This is a genomic window from Roseateles cavernae, assembly GCF_040187885.1.
Taxonomy (GTDB): Bacteria; Pseudomonadota; Gammaproteobacteria; order Burkholderiales; family Burkholderiaceae_C; genus Roseateles_E; species Roseateles_E cavernae.
On record NZ_JBDPLH010000001.1, the window covers coordinates 546,602 to 568,199 of the forward strand.

11 protein-coding genes are annotated in these 21,598 nt (G+C 71.2%); 4 read left to right on the top strand and 7 right to left on the bottom strand.

Annotated elements, in window-relative coordinates:
• Positions 1-56: 56 nt before the first annotated feature.
• Genes ABGI63_RS02695 through ABGI63_RS02710 form a run of 4 tightly spaced genes read left to right on the top strand, consistent with a single transcriptional unit; the run spans position 57 to position 3,717 of the window.
• A complete protein-coding gene (locus ABGI63_RS02695) occupies positions 57-512 on the top strand; it encodes a YiaA/YiaB family inner membrane protein (RefSeq protein WP_349740911.1) in 456 nt (151 codons plus the stop codon).
• Positions 513-521: 9 nt separating this feature from the next.
• Complete coding sequence (locus ABGI63_RS02700) at positions 522-926, top strand: hypothetical protein (RefSeq protein WP_349740912.1); 405 nt, start codon at positions 522-524, stop codon at positions 924-926.
• Positions 923-1,801 (top strand): DUF2145 domain-containing protein, encoded by an 879-nt coding sequence (locus tag ABGI63_RS02705; protein ID WP_349740913.1) that lies wholly within the window; start codon positions 923-925, stop codon positions 1,799-1,801. The genes ABGI63_RS02700 and ABGI63_RS02705 overlap by 4 nt, the downstream gene beginning before the upstream one ends.
• A gap of 26 nt (positions 1,802-1,827) precedes the next feature.
• Complete coding sequence (locus tag ABGI63_RS02710) at positions 1,828-3,717, top strand: MFS transporter (protein ID WP_349740914.1); 1,890 nt, start codon at positions 1,828-1,830, stop codon at positions 3,715-3,717.
• 21 nt (positions 3,718-3,738) lie between these two features.
• On the opposite strand, the gene ABGI63_RS02715 is transcribed toward ABGI63_RS02710, so the two are convergent.
• From ABGI63_RS02715 to ABGI63_RS02745, 7 genes are read right to left on the bottom strand one after another with little or no spacing between them, the layout of a single operon-like run.
• Positions 3,739-4,368, bottom strand: coding sequence for a hypothetical protein (locus ABGI63_RS02715; protein WP_349740915.1), 630 nt, complete (start codon positions 4,366-4,368; stop codon positions 3,739-3,741).
• An 11-nt stretch (positions 4,369-4,379) separates the two neighbouring features.
• Positions 4,380-6,041: a putative porin gene (locus ABGI63_RS02720; protein WP_349740916.1), complete on the bottom strand. Its 1,662-nt coding sequence runs from the start codon at positions 6,039-6,041 to the stop codon at positions 4,380-4,382.
• 32 nt (positions 6,042-6,073) lie between these two features.
• Positions 6,074-6,787 (bottom strand): TonB C-terminal domain-containing protein, encoded by a 714-nt coding sequence (locus tag ABGI63_RS02725; RefSeq protein ID WP_349740917.1) that lies wholly within the window; start codon positions 6,785-6,787, stop codon positions 6,074-6,076.
• An 11-nt stretch (positions 6,788-6,798) separates the two neighbouring features.
• A complete protein-coding gene (locus tag ABGI63_RS02730; protein WP_349740918.1) occupies positions 6,799-7,200 on the bottom strand; it encodes an ExbD/TolR family protein in 402 nt (133 codons plus the stop codon).
• Between the two features lie 9 nt (positions 7,201-7,209).
• Positions 7,210-7,620: an ExbD/TolR family protein gene (locus ABGI63_RS02735; protein WP_272647794.1), complete on the bottom strand. Its 411-nt coding sequence runs from the start codon at positions 7,618-7,620 to the stop codon at positions 7,210-7,212.
• Between the two features lie 2 nt (positions 7,621-7,622).
• The gene (locus tag ABGI63_RS02740; protein WP_349740919.1) at positions 7,623-9,314 is read right to left on the bottom strand and encodes a DUF2341 domain-containing protein; all 1,692 of its coding nucleotides are present in this window, start codon (positions 9,312-9,314) and stop codon (positions 7,623-7,625) included.
• 47 nt (positions 9,315-9,361) lie between these two features.
• Positions 9,362-21,598: a filamentous hemagglutinin family protein gene (locus ABGI63_RS02745; protein WP_349740921.1), complete on the bottom strand. Its 12,237-nt coding sequence runs from the start codon at positions 21,596-21,598 to the stop codon at positions 9,362-9,364.

Sequence of the window (21,598 nt, forward strand, 5' to 3'; positions counted from 1 at the left end):
CTTGAAAAACGCCTTCTCGGCCATCATCGCGCCACTTCTCAACAGGAGCCCGCTCCATGCAACACCCGCACACCTTGATACACCGCGACAGCAAGGCCTGGACCTACCAAGTCTGGATCTCCTTCGGCATCGCCGTCAGCCTCTGCGCGATCGGCCTGGCCTGGCTGCCCGGCGATGACCTGGACCGCGCCTTCATGGTGATGGGCTATGTGTTCTGCCTCAGCACCGCCTTCGCACTGGCCAAGTTCGTGCGCGACAACGAAGGCAAGACGGTCGACACGCCGATGTGGAAGCTGGTCGTCTGGGGCGGCTTCGTGCTGGCGATGGCGCTGACCGGCTGGGGCCTGTGGCGCATGGAGATACAGCCGGTCTGGAAGGCCTTTCTGCTGGTCAGCTGGCTGTTCCTGATCTCGAGCGTGTTCACGCTGGCCAAGATGCTGCGCGACGCGCACGAGGCCGATCTGCAGCAGGCCCGCGCCCAGGGCCGCCGCGAAACCCTGGTCACCGAATAAGGACTCATGATGAAAAGCAAGCTCTACGTTCCCTCGCTGCTGCTGAGCCTGATGCTGCTGCAAGCGCCGGCCGCCCAGGCCCAGTCCACCGCCTCCGAGGCCAGCGCGCTGTCGATACTGCCGGTGGCGGTCTCGGTGGCGGCGCCGGTGATGCTGCTGTCGGCCGGCGTCGCGCTGACGGTGGTGGCGGTGGAAGCCAGCGCCCAGGGCTCGGTCTGGGTGCTGGAGCGCGCCTCGGACGGTGCCCGCGCCAGCGTGCGCTTCGCCGGCCAGGCCAGCGCGGTACTGGGCACGGCCGTCGTCATCACCGTGATCGGCAGCGGCTATGTGCTGTCGGCCGCCGGCGAGGCGATCGCCTTCGTGCCCAACGCCATCGGCACGGCGCTGCTGCACAACGAGCAGCTGACACGATGAGGACGACCCACCCCCTACGCGCTGCGCGCGCCCCCTCAAGGGGGCACACCCGCAGGACCGGCAAAGCCGGATCCTCGGGTGTCGCTCGGTCCAATACCGTCCATTGGGCCGGGCTGTGCCTGCTCGCCTTCGTCTGCACCGCCCAGGCCGGCCGTCCCTGCGAGGACAAGCCGCTGAGCGCGCAGCAGATCGAGCGCGGCATGAACCTGGCCGAGGCCACTGCCCGCCAGCTGGAGGCCAGCGGTGCCCAGGTGGTGCTGCTGGCCCGGGCCGGCCAGGACCTCAGCAAGCATGGGCTGCTGTGGTCGCATCTGGGTTTCGCCTATCGCGACGCGACGGGTCCGCAGCCGGTCTGGCGCGTGCTGCACAAGCTCAACCATTGCGGCACGGCCCGCGCCGATCTGTTCCGCCAGGGCCTGGGCGAGTTCTTCCTGGACCGGCCGCATCGCTACGACGCCGCCTATGCCCGGCTGAGCCCGGCGCTGCAGTCGGCGCTGTTGCCGCTGCTGCGTGACAACACCCGCCTGCGCCGCTTGCACGAGCCGCGCTACAGCATGGTCTCCTATGCCTGGGGCGACAAATACCAGCAGAGCAATCAATGGGTGCTGGAGACGCTGGCGCTGGCGGCCGACGGTGCCGGCAGCCGGGCTCAGGCCCAGGCCTGGCTGCGCGGCCAGGCCTACCAGCCCGGGCTGCTGCGCCTGTCCACCGCGACCCGGCTGGGCGCGCGGGTGGGCATGGCCAATGTAGAGTTCGACGATCATCCGAGCGCCCAGCGTTTTGCCGGCCGCATCGAAACCATCACGGCCGATTCGATGTTTGCCTGGCTGCCTCGCGCGGGCCTGGGCGAGCCGGCCGAGCTGGTCAGGCAGTGACGAGAAAAGAATCGGAGGAGCGCAACATGTCGGAACCCCATGGCGGCCAGTTCGCACTACTGGCGCAGCGCCGCTTCGCGCCGTTTTTCTGGACCCAGTTCCTCGGCGCGGCCAATGACAATCTGTTCAAGTTCGCCTTCACCGTGCTGGTCACCTACCAGCTGCAGCTCGGCTGGCTGCCGCCGGCCCAGGCCGGCCTGGTCATCGGCGCCCTCTTCATCCTGCCCTTTGTGCTGTTCTCGGCCACCAGCGGCCAGCTGGCCGACAAGCATGACAAGACGCGGCTGATCCGCTTCATCAAGACGCTCGAGATCGCCATCATGGTGCTGGCCGCCTGGGGTTTCTACGCCACCAAGGTGCCGGCCCTGCTGGCCTGCGTCTTCCTGCTGGGCCTGCACTCCACGCTGTTCGGCCCGGTCAAGTACGCCTATCTGCCGCAGCAGCTGAACGAACGCGAACTGACCGGCGGCAACGGCATGGTGGAGATGGGCACGTTCGTGGCCATCCTGCTCGGCAATGTGGCCGGCGGCCTGTTGATCGCGACACCCCAGGTCGGCGCCCAGCATGTCGCGCTGGCCTGCTTCGCGCTGGCCCTGCTGGGCCGGCTGACGGCGCAGGCGATACCGCCCTGCCCGGCCACCGACCCGGGCCTCATCATCAACTGGAACCCGGTCAGCGAGACCTGGCGCAATCTGCGCCTGGCGCACGGGCAGCTGGCGGTGTTCCGCTCGCTGCTGGGCATCTCGTGGATGTGGTTCTTCGGCGCGGTCTTCCTGGCCAACTTCCCGGCCTTCGCCAAGGAGGTGCTGCATGGCAACGAGCAGGTCGCGTCGCTGCTGCTGGTGGTGTTCTCGGTAGGCATAGGCAGCGGCTCGCTGCTGTGCGAGCTGCTGTCGCGCCGCCATGTCGAGATCGGCCTGGTGCCGCTGGGCGCAATCGGCATGAGCGTGTTCGCGATCGATCTGTACTTCGCCTCGCGCGGCCTGCCGCCGGTGGCTGCGGCGCTGAGCCTCGGCGAGTTCATGGCCCAGGCCGCACACTGGCGCGTGCTGGCCGACCTGTGCCTGCTGGCGCTGTTCGCCGGGCTCTACAGCGTGCCGATGTATGCGCTGATCCAGCTGCGCGCGCAGCCCACGCACCGCGCCCGCATCATCGCGGCCAACAACATCCTCAACGCGCTGTTCATGATCGCCAGCTCGCTGCTGGCCGGCGCGCTGCTGGGTGCCGGGCTGAGCATCCCCGAGCTGTTCCTGGCCGTCGGCCTGGCCAATGCGGTGGTGGCCTTCTACATCTTCATGCTGGTGCCCGAATACCTCTTGCGCTTCGTCGCCTTCATCGCCTCACGCCTGATCTACCGCTTCAAGATCAGCGGCGACGAGCACATCCCGACCCAGGGCCCGGCGCTGCTGGTCTGCAACCATGTGAGCTTTGTCGATGCGGTGCTGCTGATGGCCGCCAGCCCGCGCCCGATCCGCTTCCTGATGGACCACCGCATCTTCCGCATTCCGGTGCTGGGCTGGTTGTTCCGCCTGGCCAAGGCCATTCCGGTGGCGCCGCAGAAGGACGACCCGGCCACCTACGAGCAGGCCTTCGAGCAGGCCCGTGCGGTGCTGGATGACGGCGAGCTGCTGTGCATCTTCCCGGAGGGCGGCATCACCCGCGACGGCCGCCTGCAGCCCTTCAAGGGCGGCGTGATGAAGATCCTGGAAGGCCGCGACATCCCGGTGGTGCCGCTGGCGCTGCAGAACCTGTGGGGCTCCTTCTTCTCGCGGGTCGAGCAGGGCGAGGCGATGGTGCGCCCCTTCCGGCGCGGCTTCTACAGCCGCGTCGGCCTGGTGGCCGGCGCACCGCTGGCGGCGCGTGAGGTCAGCCCCGAGGGGCTGCGCGAACGGGTCGGGGCGCTGCTGGCGGCTTGAAAACCCGTCCCCGGCCCGGCCTCAGCGCAGCACGCGATGCTGGGCCAGCTGGGCCCGCAACTCCTCGGCCACGTTCTCGAAGCGTATCGCCGCGAGGCCCAGCAGCGGCTCGCTGAGCGAGGTCACATCGGTGGGCGAGCGGCTCAGATAGCGCTGCACCAGGTCCTCGCCGATCGCATGCAGCTGGCGGTTCTTGGCCTCTGAATCGACCAGGGCCGAGGTGCTTCGCTCCAGCAGCTGGCTCAGCGCCTGCACGGTCTGGCCGCGCTCGGCCACCAGGTGGCGCTGCGCCAGCAGCTCCTGCTGCAGGCCCTGCTCGCGCGCCTGGGCCGACTGCTCGGCCTGCTGCAGGCGCTGGCGCAGCGCGGCCAGCTCGCTGCGCAAGGTGTCCAGCTCCTGCTCGCGGGCCTCCAGCCGCCCGGCGCTGCCGCGCTGCCTGCTGGCGGCGGTCTCGGCGGCCGCCGCCAGCTGCGCGCGCTCGCGCTCCAGCGTCGCTTTCTCGGCCTGCAGCGTGGCCTGCTGGCGCTGCGCGTCGCGCAAGGCGCTCTGCGCGCGGCGCAAGGCCTCGCGCTCGCGCGTACCGGCCTCCTGGGCCCAGGACGGCGCGGCCAGCAGGCCCAGCAACAGCGATCCAATGATGAGGTGCTTCATGGTGGGACTCCTCAGAAACGTCCGCTCAGGTCGAGCTGGAACACATCGATGCGCAGCGGCGCACTGCTGAGCGTGCCGCTGAGCGAGCTCGGATCACCGGGCACCGCGAGGAAGCGCACGCCATCATCGAGATTGCGGGTGCTGGTCCAGCGCAGGCCCAGTGCGAAGCGCTTGTCCAGCGCATAGCTGCCGCCCAGCGACCAGCCCTTGTAGTTGGTGCCACCCAGATGCCAGGTCGTGTCGGTGAAGCCGTCGATCCAGGCGTCACGCTCGACCTTGCGGTAGGCCATATGGGCCTGCCAATCGCCGCGCCGGGCCAGCGAGCGGTGGCCCAGGCCGATGCGGCCCTGCCAGGCCGTGGTCATCTCGCGCAGGCCGTCCATGGCCGTGCCCGCCTTGGCACGGGCCCGGATGTCGGCCAGATCGAAGCCGGTGTTCTTGATCCAGTCCAGGCTCAGATCCACCATCACCGGCGCCAGCTGGCTGAAGCTCAGCGAGCCGGTCAGGTTGACCGGCCGGAAGCGCGAGGCCAGACCCCAGGTCGGCGCCGCCGTGCTGCTGGGGTCGTTCAGATTGATCAAGGTATTGCCCTTGAGCCGCAGCGAGCTCGGGTACTGGCCGCTGAAATAAGGCCGGGTACCGGCAAACTGGCCGGCCGGCGGCGGCTCCGTCTCGCGCTCGCCGGCCACATGGCTGAACTCATAGGCCGCCAGACCCAGCTTGGCGCGGATGCCCTCGGCCAGCGGCAGCTCGGCCCCCAGCTGCGCACCCAGCAGCCATTTGTCGCGCCCGCTCAGGCTCAGCTCCTCGAGCGGGAACACGCCCGCCGTCGCGAAGAACTGGCGGCGGCTGTCGGTCTCGTGGCTGAGCTTGAGCACCGCGCCGTCGAAGGACAGGTCATCGGCCCAGCTCAGATCGCTGCTGTAGAAGGGGTTGGCCATGCGGCCGAACTCGGCGCTCAGGCCCTGCATGCCCACCGGCGGCCGCCAGCGCAGCCAGGCCCGGTCCAGCACCAGGCTGGCCTTGTTGAACTGCGTGCCCAGGGTCTGCGAGCTGGAGGTCGGCCCGCTGGTCGTGCCGGTCGACAGGCGCAGGCCCGTCGTGACCTGGTCGGACAGCTGGGCGTTGACGCCCAGCCGGGCGCGCAGGGTCAGGCGCTCGCGGTTGCGGTTGGTGGTCGCCAGGTCCGGCGCCCAGGCCGGCGACTCGGTCTGGCTGCGGAACACGCTGGCCGGCACATTGCCGTCGTCCATCATCTCGGTCTGGCTGCGCACCCGCACGTCGCCCTCGATGCTGACCCGGCCCAGCCACTCCGGCAGCGCGCCGGGCTCGCCCCAGCGCTCGCTGCGCGCCTGGGCCAGCACCTCGGTCTTGATCTCCTCGCGGATCTGCTGGCGCACCGTCTCCGGCACATAGGGCACGCGCACGACCTTGGGCGCCGGCGTGCCGGCGGCAGGCGCGGCGGCGGCCTGGCTGCCGGCCTGCTGGGCCTGGCGCACGATGGCGTCGGCGCGCTCGCGCGACAGCAGGCCCTGGCCGACCAGGGCATCGATCAGGGCCAGCGTGGTGGCGCGCAGCTGGGCCAGCTCCTGCTTTTCATCGGCATGGGCCTGAGCAGGCAGCGCGATCAGGGCGGCGGCGGCCAGGGTGGAAGTGAGGAGGTTGAGCTTCATGGCTGAAAGAAAAGTGAATCTGAGCCAGGCCGTCAGGCCTGGGGTTTGACGCTGAGCCTGAAGCGCATCGGCTGGCGCAGCGCCGGTGGCGGCGGCAGCTTGAACGCCCTCGAGGTCTCGGACAGCGCGGCCTGCAGCGCCGCATCCGCGCCGGCGTCACCGCTGGGCTGCAGCTCGAAACGTTCGATCGCGCCGTCGGGCCTGAGCCAGATCGCGAAGCTGGCATTCATCTGCTCGCCCTCGCCGCGCAGATGGCGCTCGATCTCGTCGCGCAGCAGCTGGCGGGCCGAGTTGGCATAGAAACGTTCCTGGGCGCGATCCACCACCGTGCCGCCGCCAGCCGGGCCACCGCCGGTGGGGCCACCCTGGTACTCGCGGCTGACGCTGCCGGCCGCGAAGGCGCTGGGGCCATCGCCGGCCGCACCCTCCATCTTCAGCGGCGCATCGGCCGGCTTGGGCGCGTCCTGCGGCTTGGGCGTGTCCTCGCGCATCAACTGCTTGGGCTCGTCCTTCGGCGGCTCGGGCTTCTTTTCCTCCTTGGGCGGCGGCGGCGGGGGCGGCGGCGTGTCGGGCAGGATGCTGATCTTGGCGACCTGGCGGCGCGGCTTCTCCGGCCCTCCCTTCAGGTTGTCGGCCAGCCAGTAGACGCCGGCCGCCAGCAGCAGCAGGCCCAGGGCCGCAGCGGCGCGCAGCGCCCAGGTCCGGCCCGGCTTGTCGTTCAGATGGTCTTCGGCCAATCCACTCATGATGGCCGTCCTCAGCTGCCGATGCGGGCCGTGATCAGCCCCATATTGACCTGCAGCTTGTTGCACAGGTCGACGATGGCCACCACATTGGCGTACTGGGTGCGCGCATCGCCTTTGATCGCGACCGACATCTGCGGGTCGCGCGCCTTGGCCTCGCCGAGCCGGCCTTCCAGCTCGTCCAGGCTCAGGCCGGCGCCGTTGAGCAGCACCGCGCCGTCGGGCATCACCTGCACGATCAGCAGCTCATGCTTTTCGGTGCTGGGCTTGTTGGACGGTTTGGGCATCGTGATCGACAGGCCCTGCACCGAGGCGGTGGTCATCAGGATGAACACGACCAGCAGCACATAGGCCAGGTCCAGCATGGGCGTGACATTGATGGTGTCGTAGGGTTTGGCATCGGTATTGACTTGCATCGCAGCTCCTCAGGGCGCGGCGCGCTTGGTGACCAGGCCGATCTCGGTGATGTCGAGCTGCTTGGCCACTTCCAGCACCTGCATCACCTTCTCGTACTGGGCGGCCGCATCGGCCTTCAGCACCACCGGCAGCGCCGGGTTGGCCTGTTTGTACTGGGCCAATGTGTCACGCAGCTGATCCATGCTGACCGGATAGGCATCGAGATAGACCGCGCCGTCGGCGGTGATCGTGACGGCCCGGGTTTGCGGCTTGGCCAGGCTGCTGGCCGCCTGCGTCTGCGGGCTGTTGACCTTGACGCCCTGCACCGAAGCGGTGGTCATGATGATGAAGGTCACCAGCAGCACATAGGCCAGGTCCAGCATCGGCGTGATGTTGATGTCGTCGTAGGGCTGGTTGTCGTCCTTGATGTCGGCAGACATGGTCAGCGCGCGCCGTAAAGTTCCGCGACGCGGGTGATGAACTCGTCCACAAAGATCTGCATGTCCGAGGACAGGTTCTTGATGCGGGCGGCCAGGTAGTTGTAGCCGAACAGCGCCGGGATCGCGACGCCCAGACCGGCCACCGTGGCCAGCAGGGCCGCGGCGATGCCGGGCGCGATCGCGTTGACGTTGACATCACCGGCCGCCGCGATCGCCGCAAAGGTGATCATCACGCCGACCACCGTGCCCAGCAGACCCAGGAAGGGACCGCCCGAGATCGCGATCGTCAGCAGCACCATCTTGGCGTTGAGCTTGTGGTTCTCGCGCACGAAATCGGCGTCCACTGCGGCCTTGACCGCGTCCAGCGAGGCGCCGCTCAGCGGCGGGGCATCGGCCTGGCCGACGCGGCGCTTGGCCAGCTCGCGCACGCCGGCCTGGTAGAGCCGGTACAGCGGCGAGTTCGGATGGATGGCGCCGGTATCGAGCTTCAGCAGGTCTTCGTTGGCGGCGCGGAAGCGCTGCAGGAACTGGCGGTTGTCCTTGTCGGCGCGGCCCACCAGCAGGCTCTTGTCCACCATCACCCAGGCCGCGACCACGAACATCACGCCCAGGATGATGATGACCACCCAGGCGTCGACGGTCAGGTTCTTCACCAGCACACCGATATAGCCATGCTCCTCGCCCTCGGCCGCCGCCTCGCCGGCGCTCTCGCGCAGGCTGCTCAGCAGCTTGCCCTCGCCACCCTGGATCGCGGCCGCCAGCGCCAGCCACACATCGCTGCGCGCGACGGTGGCGATCTGCAGCTCATCGGCCAGGCCGCGGGCGCCCTCGCCCAGCTGCAAGGCGCCGCCCAGGGTCGGCAGCGCGGCCGGGGCCTTGGCCACCTCGGCGCCGCCGACAAACAGCGCCGCCTGGCCCTGGTCGAGGCGCAGCGCCAGATGGGTCCAGCGGCCGACCGCGACGGCGCCGCCGCCCAGCTCGGCCGCACCCAGCCGGGCCTGCAGCTTGCCGTCCTGCACTCCCAGACTCAGGCCACCCCATTGCAGCAGGCGGGCGCCGGCGACATCGTCGAGCTTGACCCACAGCGACAGGGTCAGCGCGCCGCCGGCCACGCTCTTGACCAGGCCATCGTCGAGCGCCCAGCGTTGCGGCCGGCCGTCCAGCCGCAGGCTGGCGCCCAGCAGGCCGTTGGGCTCCAGCGCCAGCGGCGCCTCGGCCTTGATGCGACCGAGGTGGTCGGTGCCCTCGGCGTTGTCGAAGTGCAGGGCCGCCAGGGTCGCGGCGTCGAAACCGGCCGCGCGGCTGGCTTCCACCGTGGCCTTGGCATTGCCGGCGTAGACATGGAAGACATTCTTGTCGCTGCCCGGCAGCACGCTGGGCAGCTGCACCCACAGCAGGGCCAGCTCGTTGACGCTGTCGAAGCGCTCGACGCTGAACTTCAGCGGCGTCTTGTCATCGGCGCCCAGCACACGCAGGTCCGAGCCGTCCTCCTTGGCCGCGACAAAGTCGAAATTGCCCGAATGCAGGCGCAGCGCGACGCTGACGGCAGCGGCGGCCTGCTGGGTCTCCTGGCCCTTGGCCGTGGTGTCCAGCGTGACACGGGTGCGTTGGCTCCAGTCCTCGCTCCACCAGGCGTGGGCGGCGCCGGGCAGCGTGGCAGCGGCGAAGGCAAGGGCGATGAGTGCGTTGCGCATGATGATCTTGATCCGGGAACGATGGTTTCGTGGGTGTTTGTTGTTGTTCAGCTGTTGCCGAAGCCGAGGAACTCGAGCAGCAGATTGCGACGGGTGCGGCGGCGCTTGCGTTCGTCGTCATCGCGGGCCGACTCGGTGCCGCTGGCCGTGGCCGGCGTCAGCGCGTCGTTGACCGGCACCGTGATCGGCACGCTCAAGGGCGCCTCGGCCACCGTGCCGCTGCGGTTGCCGGCGACATTGATGTCGTTGGCATTGACCAGGCGTTCGGCGCCGAGGAAGGCATTGCCCTTGGAGCGGATGCCGGCCTCCCCGGCATTGATCTCGCCGGTCGGCGCATACAGGTCCAGATCGCTGCCGGCACCCAGCACCGCGATGCCGCTGCCGCTGAAGGAGCCCGAGGCGTCCAGCACCAGGCTGCCGTTCTCCAGCAGGCGCAGCACCGGCGGCGGGGCGCCGGTGACGGTCTTGGCGCCGCGGCCGGCATCGATATTGCCGGCCGAGGACCACATCAGCAGATCGCCCTGGCCCAGCGTGAAGACACGCGAGGCATTGACCTCGAAGTCGTCGCGCACCACGGTGCTGATGTCGCCGCCGCTGACCGTCACGATGCCCAGATCGCTGGCCTTCTTGAAGCCGGTCTGGCCGGCAATATCGCCGGCATTGGCGCCACCGCCGGGCACCAGCACCGTGATGTCGGCCGCCTGCAGGGTCTTGATCTGGCTGGTCGGCATGCGCAGCCGGCCGGCGGGCCGCTCACCGGGGAACAGCAGGTCGATGGCCAGATAGGCCGGGCCATAACCGGCCCAGCGCGCATCGCCGTCCAGCTGCGAGGCGGCGCGGCCGCTGCGGCGCAGCTCGTCGACCAGCTGGCGGTTCAGCCAGGGGATCTGGCGCTCGACGCTCAGCGCCTCGAAGGCTGCGGCGGCCTGCTCGGGCGGCACCGCCGCGCCGCCGGCGCTCTTCACATAGGCGGCCAGCGCCTGCAGCTGCTTGGCGTCCGACAGCGCGGCCAGGCTGGCGGCGCGCGTCGGCGCCGGCTGGGCCGCCAGGCCCGCCAGCATCAGCCGCAGCACCGCCAGGCTTTGCTGCTCGGCACCCAGCTGCGCCAGCAGCGGCAGCGCCTGCGTCGGCGTCAGCGCCGACCAGCCCGGCTGACGCTTGTCGGCATAGCTTTTCAGCGCCTCGTCCACCGCCGCATCGCCCGCCGGCTTGCCCAGCAGGGCCGCGACGCGCAGCCGCTGCTCGCCCGCCTCGGGCCGCGCCGGCAGCGCGCGCAGATGAGCGGCCAGCCAGCCGTCGACCTTCGCGCTGCCGAACAGCTCGCGCAGCGCCTCGACCTGGGACAGCGGCGCCAGCCGCTCGAAGCCGGGCTTGGCGCCGCCCAGCAGGCCATAGGTCTGGCCCAGCCTGCCCTGCAGGCCCGACACGCCCAGCACATGGAAGCCCTGACGCACCGCCTGCGCATAGTCCTCGCCGCTGTCGGCCAGGCCGGCCACCACGGTGATGCCGGCGCCCTGCTCGGGCAGCAGCACGCTATTGGACAGATTGCCGCGCGCCACCAGGCCCGTGCCGGGGCCTAGGTCCACATCGCGGCCCGCCAGCAGCAGCAGCTGGCCGGGGCCGGCCAGATCGACGCCGGAGATCGCGCTCTCGAAGCGGATGTCGCGGCCGGCGCGCAGCAGGGTCTGCTCCAGCGGCCGACCCTCGACGGGGCTCTGGTGCTGGACCGTCAGGCTGCCGTCCACACGCAGATCGCGGCCGGCGCTGAGCTCCAGCGGCCGCGCCGAGTAGAGGGCATTGCTGATCAGCAGATCGCCGCGCTGGGCCACGAACTGGGCCGATTCGCGCGAGCTCTGGTCGGGCCGCAGCTGACCGTCGGCGTCGATCACGGCCAGGCGCTGGGCATCCATGAAGGGCTTGCTGGGTCGCAGGCCGAAGGGCAGCGGCGCATTGCCCAGCGCCAGCAGATCGATATTGGACAAGGTCAGCGATTCGCCGGCGCCCAGCCAGGTGCGGACCACGGCCGGATCGGCGCTGTCGCTCCATTGCCGGATATTGTTGGCCTGAATCGAACCCTGCGGCGCCAGCAGGCGCAGATCGATGGGCAGCACCGCGCTCATCGAGTCTCCGCCCTGAGTCTCTTCGCCTGCGCGCAAGGACTGCTCGGCGCCCGCATAGGCGATGCTGCCGGCCGCGCTCTGCAGCAGCAGGCTGGCGCGCGCATCCAGGCCCGGCAGCGAGAGGCCTTTGCCCAGGCTGTTGGCCGCAGCCGCATAGGCGTGAGCCAGATTGCGCACGCTGGCGAGCTGCAGATCCTGGCCGGCCTGGACCCGCACGGCCGCATCCTGGAACAACAGTTGCAAGCCCGGCTCCAGATTGGTGTCGACGCCGACATCGTTGCGGATCGCGCCGCCGGCGCGCACATCGAGCCGGCCTTTTGTCGCCATCAGCTGGCCGCTGACCAGATCGCGCCCGGCGCTGGCGCGCAGCGCGCCGCCGCCGAACACGGCAAGCCCGCGGCTGCCATCAGCGCCACTCGCGGCAGCGGTGTCAGCCGTGACGGGCGCCATCGCCAGGCCACTGCTGGCCGCTGCCGCATGCAGCTGATGCAGATCCCGGCCGGCCTGCACCGAGATATCACCGCCGCCGAAGCTGGCAATGCCCTGGGCAAAGCGGTCGACCCGGCTGAACCAGGCGATAGCCACCTCGCCCGACGAGGCGCGCCACAGCCAGTCGCTGACCGAACGCTGGTCCGCGTTGTTGGCCACGCCCACCACATCGCGGCCGGCCTTCAGCGTGATGCGGCCGCCGCCGCTGGTGAAGGGACTCATGCCGCTGCCATCCAGATCGTTGGCCAGCGCATCCAGCGCCGGCGTGTGGATGGTGGTCGGCACCGGGTCGGGGCCGCCGGGCTCTTCGGGCTCGGGGTCCGGCGTGGGTGGCGGCGTCGGCGTGGGTGGCGGTGTGGGTGTCGGCGGCGTCGGCGGTTTTTCGCCGGGTTTCGTTGGCGCGCCGGGCGGTGGCGTCGTGCCGGTGCTGTTGTCGCCATTGCCGGGCGAGGGTTGATCGGCGCTGGCGGTCCGCACCAAGAGGGCCGGTCGCCGCAGACTTGCCTGGCTCGAGGTCTCGGCAGAACCGTCGCCTTCATCGATGGGCGGCTCGGCGTCGGCCACCACACCCACCGGCGTGCCGGTCGTGTAGAGCTTGGCGCTGCCATTGAGCAGACGAATGTCGCGACCGGCCATCAGCTCCAGGCTGCCGACGGTGCTGCGCAACGCAACCTCGGGGGCGACCGACTGGCCGGGCCGGCGGTCGGCCCCGATCAGCACCGAGCCCTTGTCCTCGGCCAGGCGCTCCAGGCCCAGCACCGCGCGCAGATCGGCGCTGGCCAGATCGGCCCCGGCCACCAGCCGGATATCGCCGGCCAGTGTAGAAGTGCCGATCAGCTGGCTCTCGTCATTCGGCGAGGGCCTGAAGCCGGTGCTGAGCCCGCTCTTGAGCAGCAGATTGCCGGCGGCGCGCAGGGTCAGCGCCGCCTCGGCCGCATGCGGCGCGCGCTCGGCCTGCGCCTTCGTCAACACCGGCATCTGCCAGCTCTTGCTGACCGTCAGATCGCCGTCGGCACGCACCTCGACACCGGCGCGCACGCGCAGCAGGTCCTGCAGACCGGCCTGGCCACGCGACAGCCGGGCCGTGATGGCCTCGGCCGTCTGCTGGCGCTCGCCCATGAACTCGGCGTTGTCGACCAGCACGCGCGCCAGGCCCAGCGGCTTGCCGGCAGGCGTGGGCGTGGGCGTGGGCGTGGGCGTGGGCGTGGGCGTGGGTGTGGGCGTCGGTGTCGTGCCCGTGGACGGCGCGGGCGGCGGTGTAGTGCCGGTCGTGTCGCCATTGCCGGTCGACGGCTGGCCGGCAAGGGCCTGAGTCAGCGCAGCGGCCTTGGCCATCGTCGCGGCCAGCAAGGTCGGTGGCGCGGGCGGTGGCGTGCCAGGCGTGGTTTCGCCATTGCCCGGCGACGGATTTGTCGGCGCGGGCGTAGGCGTCGGCGTAGGCTTGGGCCCCGTTGGTGGCGCAGGCGGCGGCGTGCCCGGCGTGGTCTCACCATTGCCCGGCGACGGGTTCGTCGGTGTCGGTGTCGGTGTCGGTGTCGGTGTCGGTGTCGGTGTCGGTGTCGGTGTCGGTGTCGGTGTCGGTGTCGGTGTCGGTGTCGGCGTGGGCGTGGGCGTGGGCGTGGGCGTGGGTGTGGGCGTAGGCGTAGGTGTAGGTGTAGGTGTAGGTGTAGGTGTGGGTGTGGGTGTGGGTGTGGGTGTGGGTGTGGGTGTGGGTGTGGGTGTGGGTGTGGGTGTGGGTGTGGGTGTGGGTGTGGGTGTGGGTGTGGGTGTGGGTGTGGGTGTGGGTGTGGGTGTGGGTGTGGGTGTGGGTGTGGGTGTGGGTGTGGGTGTGGGTGTGGGTGTGGGTGTGGGTGTGGGTGTGGGTGTGGGTGTGGGTGTGGGTGTGGGTGTGGGTGTGGGTGTGGGTGTGGGTGTGGGTGTGGGTGTGGGTGTGGGTGTGGGTGTGGGTGTGGGTGTGGGTGTGGGTGTGGGTGTGGGTGTGGGTGTGGGTGTGGGTGTGGGTGTGGGTGTGGGTGTGGGTGTGGGTGTGGGTGTGGGTGTGGGTGTGGGTGTGGGTGTGGGTGTGGGTGTGGGTGTGGGTGTGGGTGTGGGTGTGGGTGTGGGTGTGGGTGTGGGTGTGGGTGTGGGTGTGGGTGTGGGTGTGGGTGTGGGTGTGGGTGTGGGTGTGGGTGTGGGTGTGGGTGTGGGTGTGGGTGTGGGTGTGGGTGTGGGTGTGGGTGTGGGTGTGGGTGTGGGTGTGGGTGTGGGTGTGGGTGTGGGTGTGGGTGTGGGTGTGGGTGTGGGTGTGGGTGTGGGTGTGGGTGTGGGTGTGGGTGTGGGTGTGGGTGTGGGTGTGGGTGTGGGTGTGGGTGTGGGTGTGGGTGTGGGTGTGGGTGTGGGTGTGGGTGTGGGTGTGGGTGTGGGTGTGGGTGTGGGTGTGGGTGTGGGTGTGGGTGTGGGTGTGGGTGTGGGTGTGGGTGTGGGTGTGGGTGTGGGTGTGGGTGTGGGTGTGGGTGTGGGTGTGGGTGTGGGTGTGGGTGTCGGTGTCGGTGTCGGTGTCGGTGTGGGCGTAGGCACCGGCGTCAGGCCATCGACCAGCTCGTTCACCCCCGTGTAGACCTTGACCGCCTCGGCATCGAGGCGGGCCACGCCGCGCAGGCTGGCGTCGATGGCGGCGATGCGCACGTCCTGGCCTTCGCGCGCGGCGCGCAGCTGCACCAGGCCGGCGGCTGGGGCGGCGTCGGGGCCGGACAGATCGATCAGGCTGCCGGCTTGCAGCTTCAGCGTTCCTTGTTCGCTGTTGAGCCAGACCTTGCCCGCGCCGTCCGCCTGCTGGCTGCGGGCCAGCAACTGGGCGCCATCGGCCAGCACCAGATCGCCGCGCGCGTTCAGGCGGATCTCGCCGCCCTGGGCGGCCGAGGCATCGAGCCGGCCGGCCACGCTGAGGCTGCCGGCATCGCTGCTCAGGGTCAGCGCGGCGGCGCGCAAGCTCGTGCCCGCCGCCAGCTGCTGGTCGCCCTGGCGGTTGCGGACCTCGATGCTTTGCATGAAGGCCTGCGGGCCCGCTTGTGCGATCAGACCGGCCACGCCGGCCAGGTCCAGCGCATCGCGGCTGTCCAGCTGCAGGCTGGCGCCGCGCTCGGCGCCGGCCGCTGCGGCCAGCAGGCGACCCTGCAGCCGCAGCGCGCCCTCGGCCGCAACCAAGCTGAGGCTGCCGGCATCGCCGTCGCCGGCGGCCGAGACATCGAGCTGGCCGCCGGCCAGCAGGCGCAGGTCGCCACGCTCGCTGACGGCGCTGAGACGGCCGGCCGCGATATCGGCGCGCAGCGTGTTGCCGATCTTGTCGCTGCGGCCGGCCACGCTGACGCGAGCCCGGCTGCCGAACACCAGGTCGGCAGCGGCGCCGCTGGCCCGCAGCGCCAGCTGGGCGGCAGGCAGATCCAGCGTGGTGTCGATGGCCAGGCGCTGCGCGCTCAGCGAGACGCGCGCCGCCGCCAGCGCATCGGCCGCGCCGGTCGCCGCCGGCTGCGCCGCCGGGCTTTGCAGGCTCAGCGCGCCGCCGATGCGCCAATCCAGCTCGGCGCTCCGGACCGGGCCATCGCCCTCGGGCCGCGCAGCCTTCAGCACCGGCGTGAAGACCTGCAGATCGGCGCCGTCCAGGCTCAGTTGGCTGCGGCCGCTGAACAGCAGCGCCCGCTCTGCGCGCAGCTCGGCGCCGCCGAGCTGCCAGCGCTGGCTGCCGTCCAGCATATGGATCTCGCCCTGGCCCTCGCCCGAGCCGCTGGCGGCCAGCCGCAGGCGACCGGCGGCCGGCGCGTCGCCGGCACTCAGTCCGGTGCTGTTGCCGATGTCGATGCGCGCGGCGCTGACGCTGGCCAGGCCCTCGCCCAGCACCCGCAGGCCCGGACCATCCAGGCTCAGCCGCTCCAGCCCGGGCGCGCCCAGGGTGGCGCCGGCCAGGAAGTCGAAGCCCGCATAGCTGCGCAACAGCAGGCGCTCGGCCCCGCCCAGCTGGGCCAGCAGCTCGGTGCTCAGCAGGGTGCTATCGCCCTGCAGCGCTGCGTTGCCGCCGATCTGCAGACGCGAGGCGCCCAGTGCGATGCTGTCCGCCTGCAGCTTCGCATCGGCGGCCAGCGTACTGCGGCCGGTTGCGTCCAGCAGCAGGCTGCCGCCGGCCGCGCTCAGCACGCTGCCGGCGCCTATGCTCAGGTCGCCGCGCTGGCGCTGGGCACCGCTGCGGACCAGGCCGGCCTCGGCATCGCCGGAGACCAGCAGCGCCGCGCCGTCGCCCTGCAACTGCCATTGGCGGCTCGGCGCCTGCGGGTCTACCGCCACTGCTTCCAGTCGTGCACCCTCGCCCAGCGTGAGGCGCTCGGTGGCCGCCAGCAGCAGGCTCTGCGCCTTCAGCGGCGCGGCCCCGGGAGCCAGCTCCAGCGTGCTGCTGCGCAGCTCCAGCTGTTCAGGTGTCGCCAGGCTCTTCGGTATCGCGCCGATCACCAGATGCTGGGCGCCCAGCGCCGACAGCTGGGCCGGGTCCAGATGCAGGGCGCCGGCCTGGGCCGTGCCGCCGACCTGGATGCGCTCGGCACCGAAATAGGCGCTACCGGCCAGCCCCTGTTCGCCCTTGTCGCCCCGGCCCGCGTCGAAGCGGGTCAGGCCGCGGATCTGGGCCTGCTGGGTCGCGACCACCAGGCTGCCGGCATCGCGCAGCAGCGCCGGCCGGGCACGGTCCTGGCCGGCCGCCAGGGCCGGGAAAAACTGGTCGGCATCGGCCAGCCGGATCTCGCTGTACTTGCGCGCCTGGGCCGCGCTGAGCAGCTGCCAGGTGCTGGTTCTGGCCTCCTGCTCGGCGCTGCCGGCCAGGCCCAGCCGAGCGCCCAGCAGCAGGCTGCCATCGTCCCGTGCCACGCTGACGCCCAGGCCCAGCGGCATCGCGCCGGCACCGGCCGGGCGCAGCAGCCAGGCACCGTCCAGCACCGCATAGCGGGCCGGCAGCAGGGTGTAGCTGCCGGCCGGCACCGGTGCGCCCTCGCCTATCGTGATCTGGCGCCCCAAGGCCGGTGCGCCCTCGCCGGCCAGCGCCTGCGTGCCCGAGCTCAGCACGCCCGGCACGATGGCATAGGCGCCGTCCAGGCCGGTGAACACATCGCGCGAACCACCCGGGCCGGCCACGAACTGCCAGGCGCTGAGCTTGCCGCCGCCACTGAGGTCCAGCAGCGCACCCGGCGCCACATCGACCGCCGCCGCATTCAGCACGATGGCCTTGGCCGGCGCCGCGCCCAGCACGGCGCCGGTGCTGCTGCCCGGGGCCACCCAGCGCTCGCCCGTCCAGGTCCCGAACAGGAACTCGCGGCCGGCCGCGCTGACCGAGGTCTCGCTGCCGGCGCTCAGGCTCAGCTGCCCCGTGGCCTGGAATTCGATCAGGCCGGCCGGCGCGCGCAGCCGACCGCCCTGCACGATGTCGGCGGCCTTCAGCTTCAGGCTGCCACCAGCGCTCCAGGGCAGGGCCGGTGCCGCGCCGGGGCTGCTGGCGAACGCCAGCAGATGGTGGCCGGCATCGATGCCGAACAGCGTGCCGCTGGCCGGGAAGAGCTGGCGCGCCGTCAGCCGGGTATCGGCCGCCGTCACCAGGCTGCCCTGGTAGCCGCTGGGGCTGGCCGTGCCTTGCAGGCGCAGATCGCCGCCGCTGCTCAGGTTCAGGCGGTCCAGGCCCTGGGTCACCAGCTTGCCGCCCAGCACCATCAGCTCACCGGCCGCCAGGCTCAGCCCGGCCTGGCCACCCTGGGCCGTCGGCAGCGGGCGCACATCAGTGCCGCCGGCCGGGCTGACGGCCGCCCAGTTGTTCTGCCATTGCAGCAGCGGCGCGGCCAGCCGCGCCTGGGCCCGGTCCTGCATCAGCAGCACCGGGGTGTCGAGCTTGAGGCCGCGGGCCAGATCGAGGTTCACACCGTCGGCGATCACGATGCCTTCCTGTGCGCTCAGGTTCAGCTCGGCCAGACCGCTGCCCTGCAGCAGCGCGGTCGACAGCGAGGCCCGGCCGCTCAGGCCGGTCGGGGCCGGCAGCCCCTCGGCGCGCAGCGCGTCGCTGCGGCGCTCTTCGACGCCGACCAGCTCCAGCCGGCGCAGCGCCGGCAGCCCCTGGATATCCTTCGTCACGAAGCCGGGCACCAGACTCAGCGACAGCGTGCCGCCGCCTTGGCCCGCGCCGCCGGCCTGGGCCCGCAGCGTGCCCTCCAGCACGATGTCCTGGTTGCCGCTGATGCTCAGCGTGCCGGCACTGCTGGCCAGTTGGCGGATCCGCTGCTCGCTGCCGCCCTGGCTTTGCTCCTTGCTCAGCAGCGCGCCGCTGGCGCCGCTGATGTCGATCAGCGCGCCGCGCTGCCAGACCAGGCTGGTGCCATGGGCGTTGTCGCCGCTGGCGCTCAGACTGACCGTGCCGCCGCCCAGCAACCGACCCTGGGACAGGCCGTCGGCACCGGCCTGCAGCTGGCGCTGGCCGGCCACATCGATGCGGCTCTTGGCGCCCAGCCACAGGTAATGCGGGATCTGGGCGGCGTCGGCGGCCTTGACGGCCAGGCTGAGCTGGCCGCCCGGGGCCAGCAACTCGCCATCCATGGCCAGGGCCGTGGCGGCCGACAGGCTCAGCTTGGCGCCGGGCTCCAGCGCGATGCGGGCGCCCTCGGCCACGCTGAGTCGGCCCTCGGGCCGGCTGCCGCCCAGGCCGCTGGAGGCCAGACTCAGCTCGATAGCCTTGGGCAGGCCCTGGCGTGGTGCCGCCAGCGTCATCAGCCCGTCCATCGCACTGCCGCTGGGTGCCTTGCGTGCGCTCGCCTCGGCATGCCAGAGCTGCTGGGTCGGTGCCAGCCGGGTGCCGGCGGTCAGTTCCAAGGCCTGGCGGCCGTCCAGGCTGAAGCGGCCGAAGCCGCCCTGGCCGAAGAACTCGCTGCCCAGCGCCAGCGTGCCCGGCGCGGCGGCGGTGGCCGCGCTGCCGATGCGCAGGCCCGGCGCCGTCAGGCTCAGATGGCCGCCCTGGCTCATCGAGTAGCCGCGCAGCTCGCCGCCCAGCAGGAGTCGGCGCGCGGCGACATCGTCGGTAAAGGTGCTGCTGCCGGTACTCAGCGTGATCGATCCGGCGGCCCCGCCGCAGATCTGGCCGGCCGCGCAGCCGGCCAGGCTATTGACCCCGGCCAGCAGCGCGCCACCCGAGACATCGAGCCGGCTGGCCGCGCCCAGGCTCACGCCGGCGCCGCCGGAGACCAGCAGCGTGCCGCCCTTGAGCGTCAGCGCGGCAGCCTCGGGGTCTATCGCGGCATTGCTCCACTGGCCGGCCACATCGAGCTTGACGCCGGCCGCGACCGCGACCTCGTTCTTGAAGCTGCGCAGGCTCAGGCTGCCGGAGGCGCTGCGGATGTCGGCATCGACGCTGACGCGGCCCTCGCGCGACAGCATCTGCAGGCTGCCCAGCGCCGGCAGATCGAGCGCAGCCGTGCTGCTGATTGCCCCCTCGGCAGCGATCGCGATGTGCTGGAAGCCCGAGCCCAGCAGCCGGCTCGCGGCCAGGCCCGAGCTGCGGCCCAGCGCGGCCTCGCTGTCGCCTCGCAGCCGCAGCCACTGCGCCTCGTCCAGCGGCGCCACATCGTTGCCGATGCGGAAATCCTTCAGCACCGCGCCGGCATAGGCGTTGGCGCCGAAGTCCTCCTTGTGGCGGGCGGCGCCAATGCCCAGGCTGGCGCCGGCCGGCAGCGCATCGAGGCCGATGCGCTGGCGCCGGCCCAGCGTGGTCTGGCCCGACAGCGCGCCGTCCAGCAGCACAGCGGGCGCCACCACCGCCAGGCTGCCGCCGCGGCCGCCTTCGGTATAGCCGGCCTCCTGGCGCGCCGGCATCACCGTGCCATAGCTGACCATGGGCCCCCAGCGGTCGTAGCGGGCCTTGTTGGTGCCGGCGTTGGTGATAGCGCTGTAGAGCAGCTCGCTGGGCGCGTTGTTGAGGCTGTAGCTCTTGCCGCTGGCGCTGAAGAGCTGGGTCGGGCGCACCTCGGCCTCCAGATAGCGCAGCAGGCCGCCGTCGACCGCCAGCCGCGACTCGGCATGGGCCAGCACCGCGCCGCCGGCCAGCAGCTTCAGGCTGCCGCCGTGGGCCATGCGCTCGCTGGCGCTGCGCTGCAGGCTGCGGCGATAGCTGTCCAGGCTGCCCAGTATCAGCGAGTCCTGGCGCGTGTCCAGCGTGACCTTGTTGCGGTAGAGCAGACCGTTCTTCTGCAGCGGCGCGTCCTTCAGATCATTGCTGCCCAGCAGCTCGGTCGTGACGAAATGGCGCGCCACGCTGAGCTCGGTGTTGCGGGTGCCAGAGAGGTCGATGCTGGCGCCCGCATCGATCTGGATGCGACCGCCCTCGGGCTTGAACTCCTCCTTGACCAGCAGCTCGGCGCGGTAATCGGGGGTGGCCAGCGCACGCAGGCTGGCCTGGGCGGCCGGCGCGACGATGCTGGCGCCGCGCGCCAGCGTGATGGTCTTGCCAGCCAGGTCCAGGCGCGAGTTGACGAAGCCGGCGTTGTCGTCGGCGCTCAGGGCCTTGCCGTCGGCGCCCTGGTCGGCCGCCGTGATCTCGATGCGGCTGCCGGCGTCCAGCACCAGCTCGCCGCTGATCTGGGCGCGCTTGTAGCGCTCGTCGGAGGGCGAGATGCCCAGCGTCGCCGCGCCGCCCTGGGCCAGCAGCAGCACCGAGCCGTTCTGCGCGACGCTGGTGCTGGCGCTGATGCGGCCCGACTGGTTGACCGCCATGCCCACCAGCGTGGTGTTGCCGCGCGGGGTGTTGATCACACCGGTGACATCGTTCCTGACCTTGCCATCGCCCGCGCTGCCCAGCGTGTGGCGACCCACCTCGACCAGCAGGCCGCGCAGCGCCGGCACGTCCTTGTTGTTCTCGGCGGCATAGAGCGGCTCGGCGGTCGGCAGCTTGTAGAACACCTCGGCGCCGGCGCCCAGCACCACCTGGCCGCCCGGCGCGCTGAGCGTGCCGGCGTTCCTGACATCGCGTGCGAACAGGAAGATGCGGCCGCCCTCGGCGGTCTTGATCTCGACGCCCGCGTCGACGCGCACAAAGCTCTTGCTGAAATCACCCCCGTCCGCCGCATCGAAGCGGAAGGCGGACTCGGCACCGGTGATGTTGGCGACAAAGCCGTTCTTGTAGTCCTCGTCCCTGGGCTTCAGCGTGGTCGCGACCAGGTTGCCGACATCGACGCTGGCGCCCCGGCCGAACAGGATGCCGTTGCGGTTGTAGATCAGCACCTCGCCGCCATTGGTGGCGCTGAGCTTGCCGAAGATCTGGCTGGGCGCCGTGCCATCGACCCGGTTCAGCGCGCTGGCGCCGACCTTGGCCATGTCAAAGGTCACCGAGCTCTCGGCGCCGATATCGAAGCTGGCCCAGTTGTAGATCGCGCGGGCGCTGTCTTGCTGGATGCGCATGTCCTGGCCGCCACGGCCATTCGCGGTGATTTGCGGCGCGCTGTGCGGCCCCTGGCCATAGACCCGCCAGCCCGCCGCCGGCTTGGGCACCGCCGAGGTCGGCGGCGGCGTCTGCGCCGGCGACTGCAGCGGCAAGGCCAGGGCCAGGGCCGCCACCAGCGGATGCAGCAGCCAGCGGCTCCGGCGGCTGAGGCGATGCGGGCGGACGGTGGGGCGGGGGATCGGGGCCAT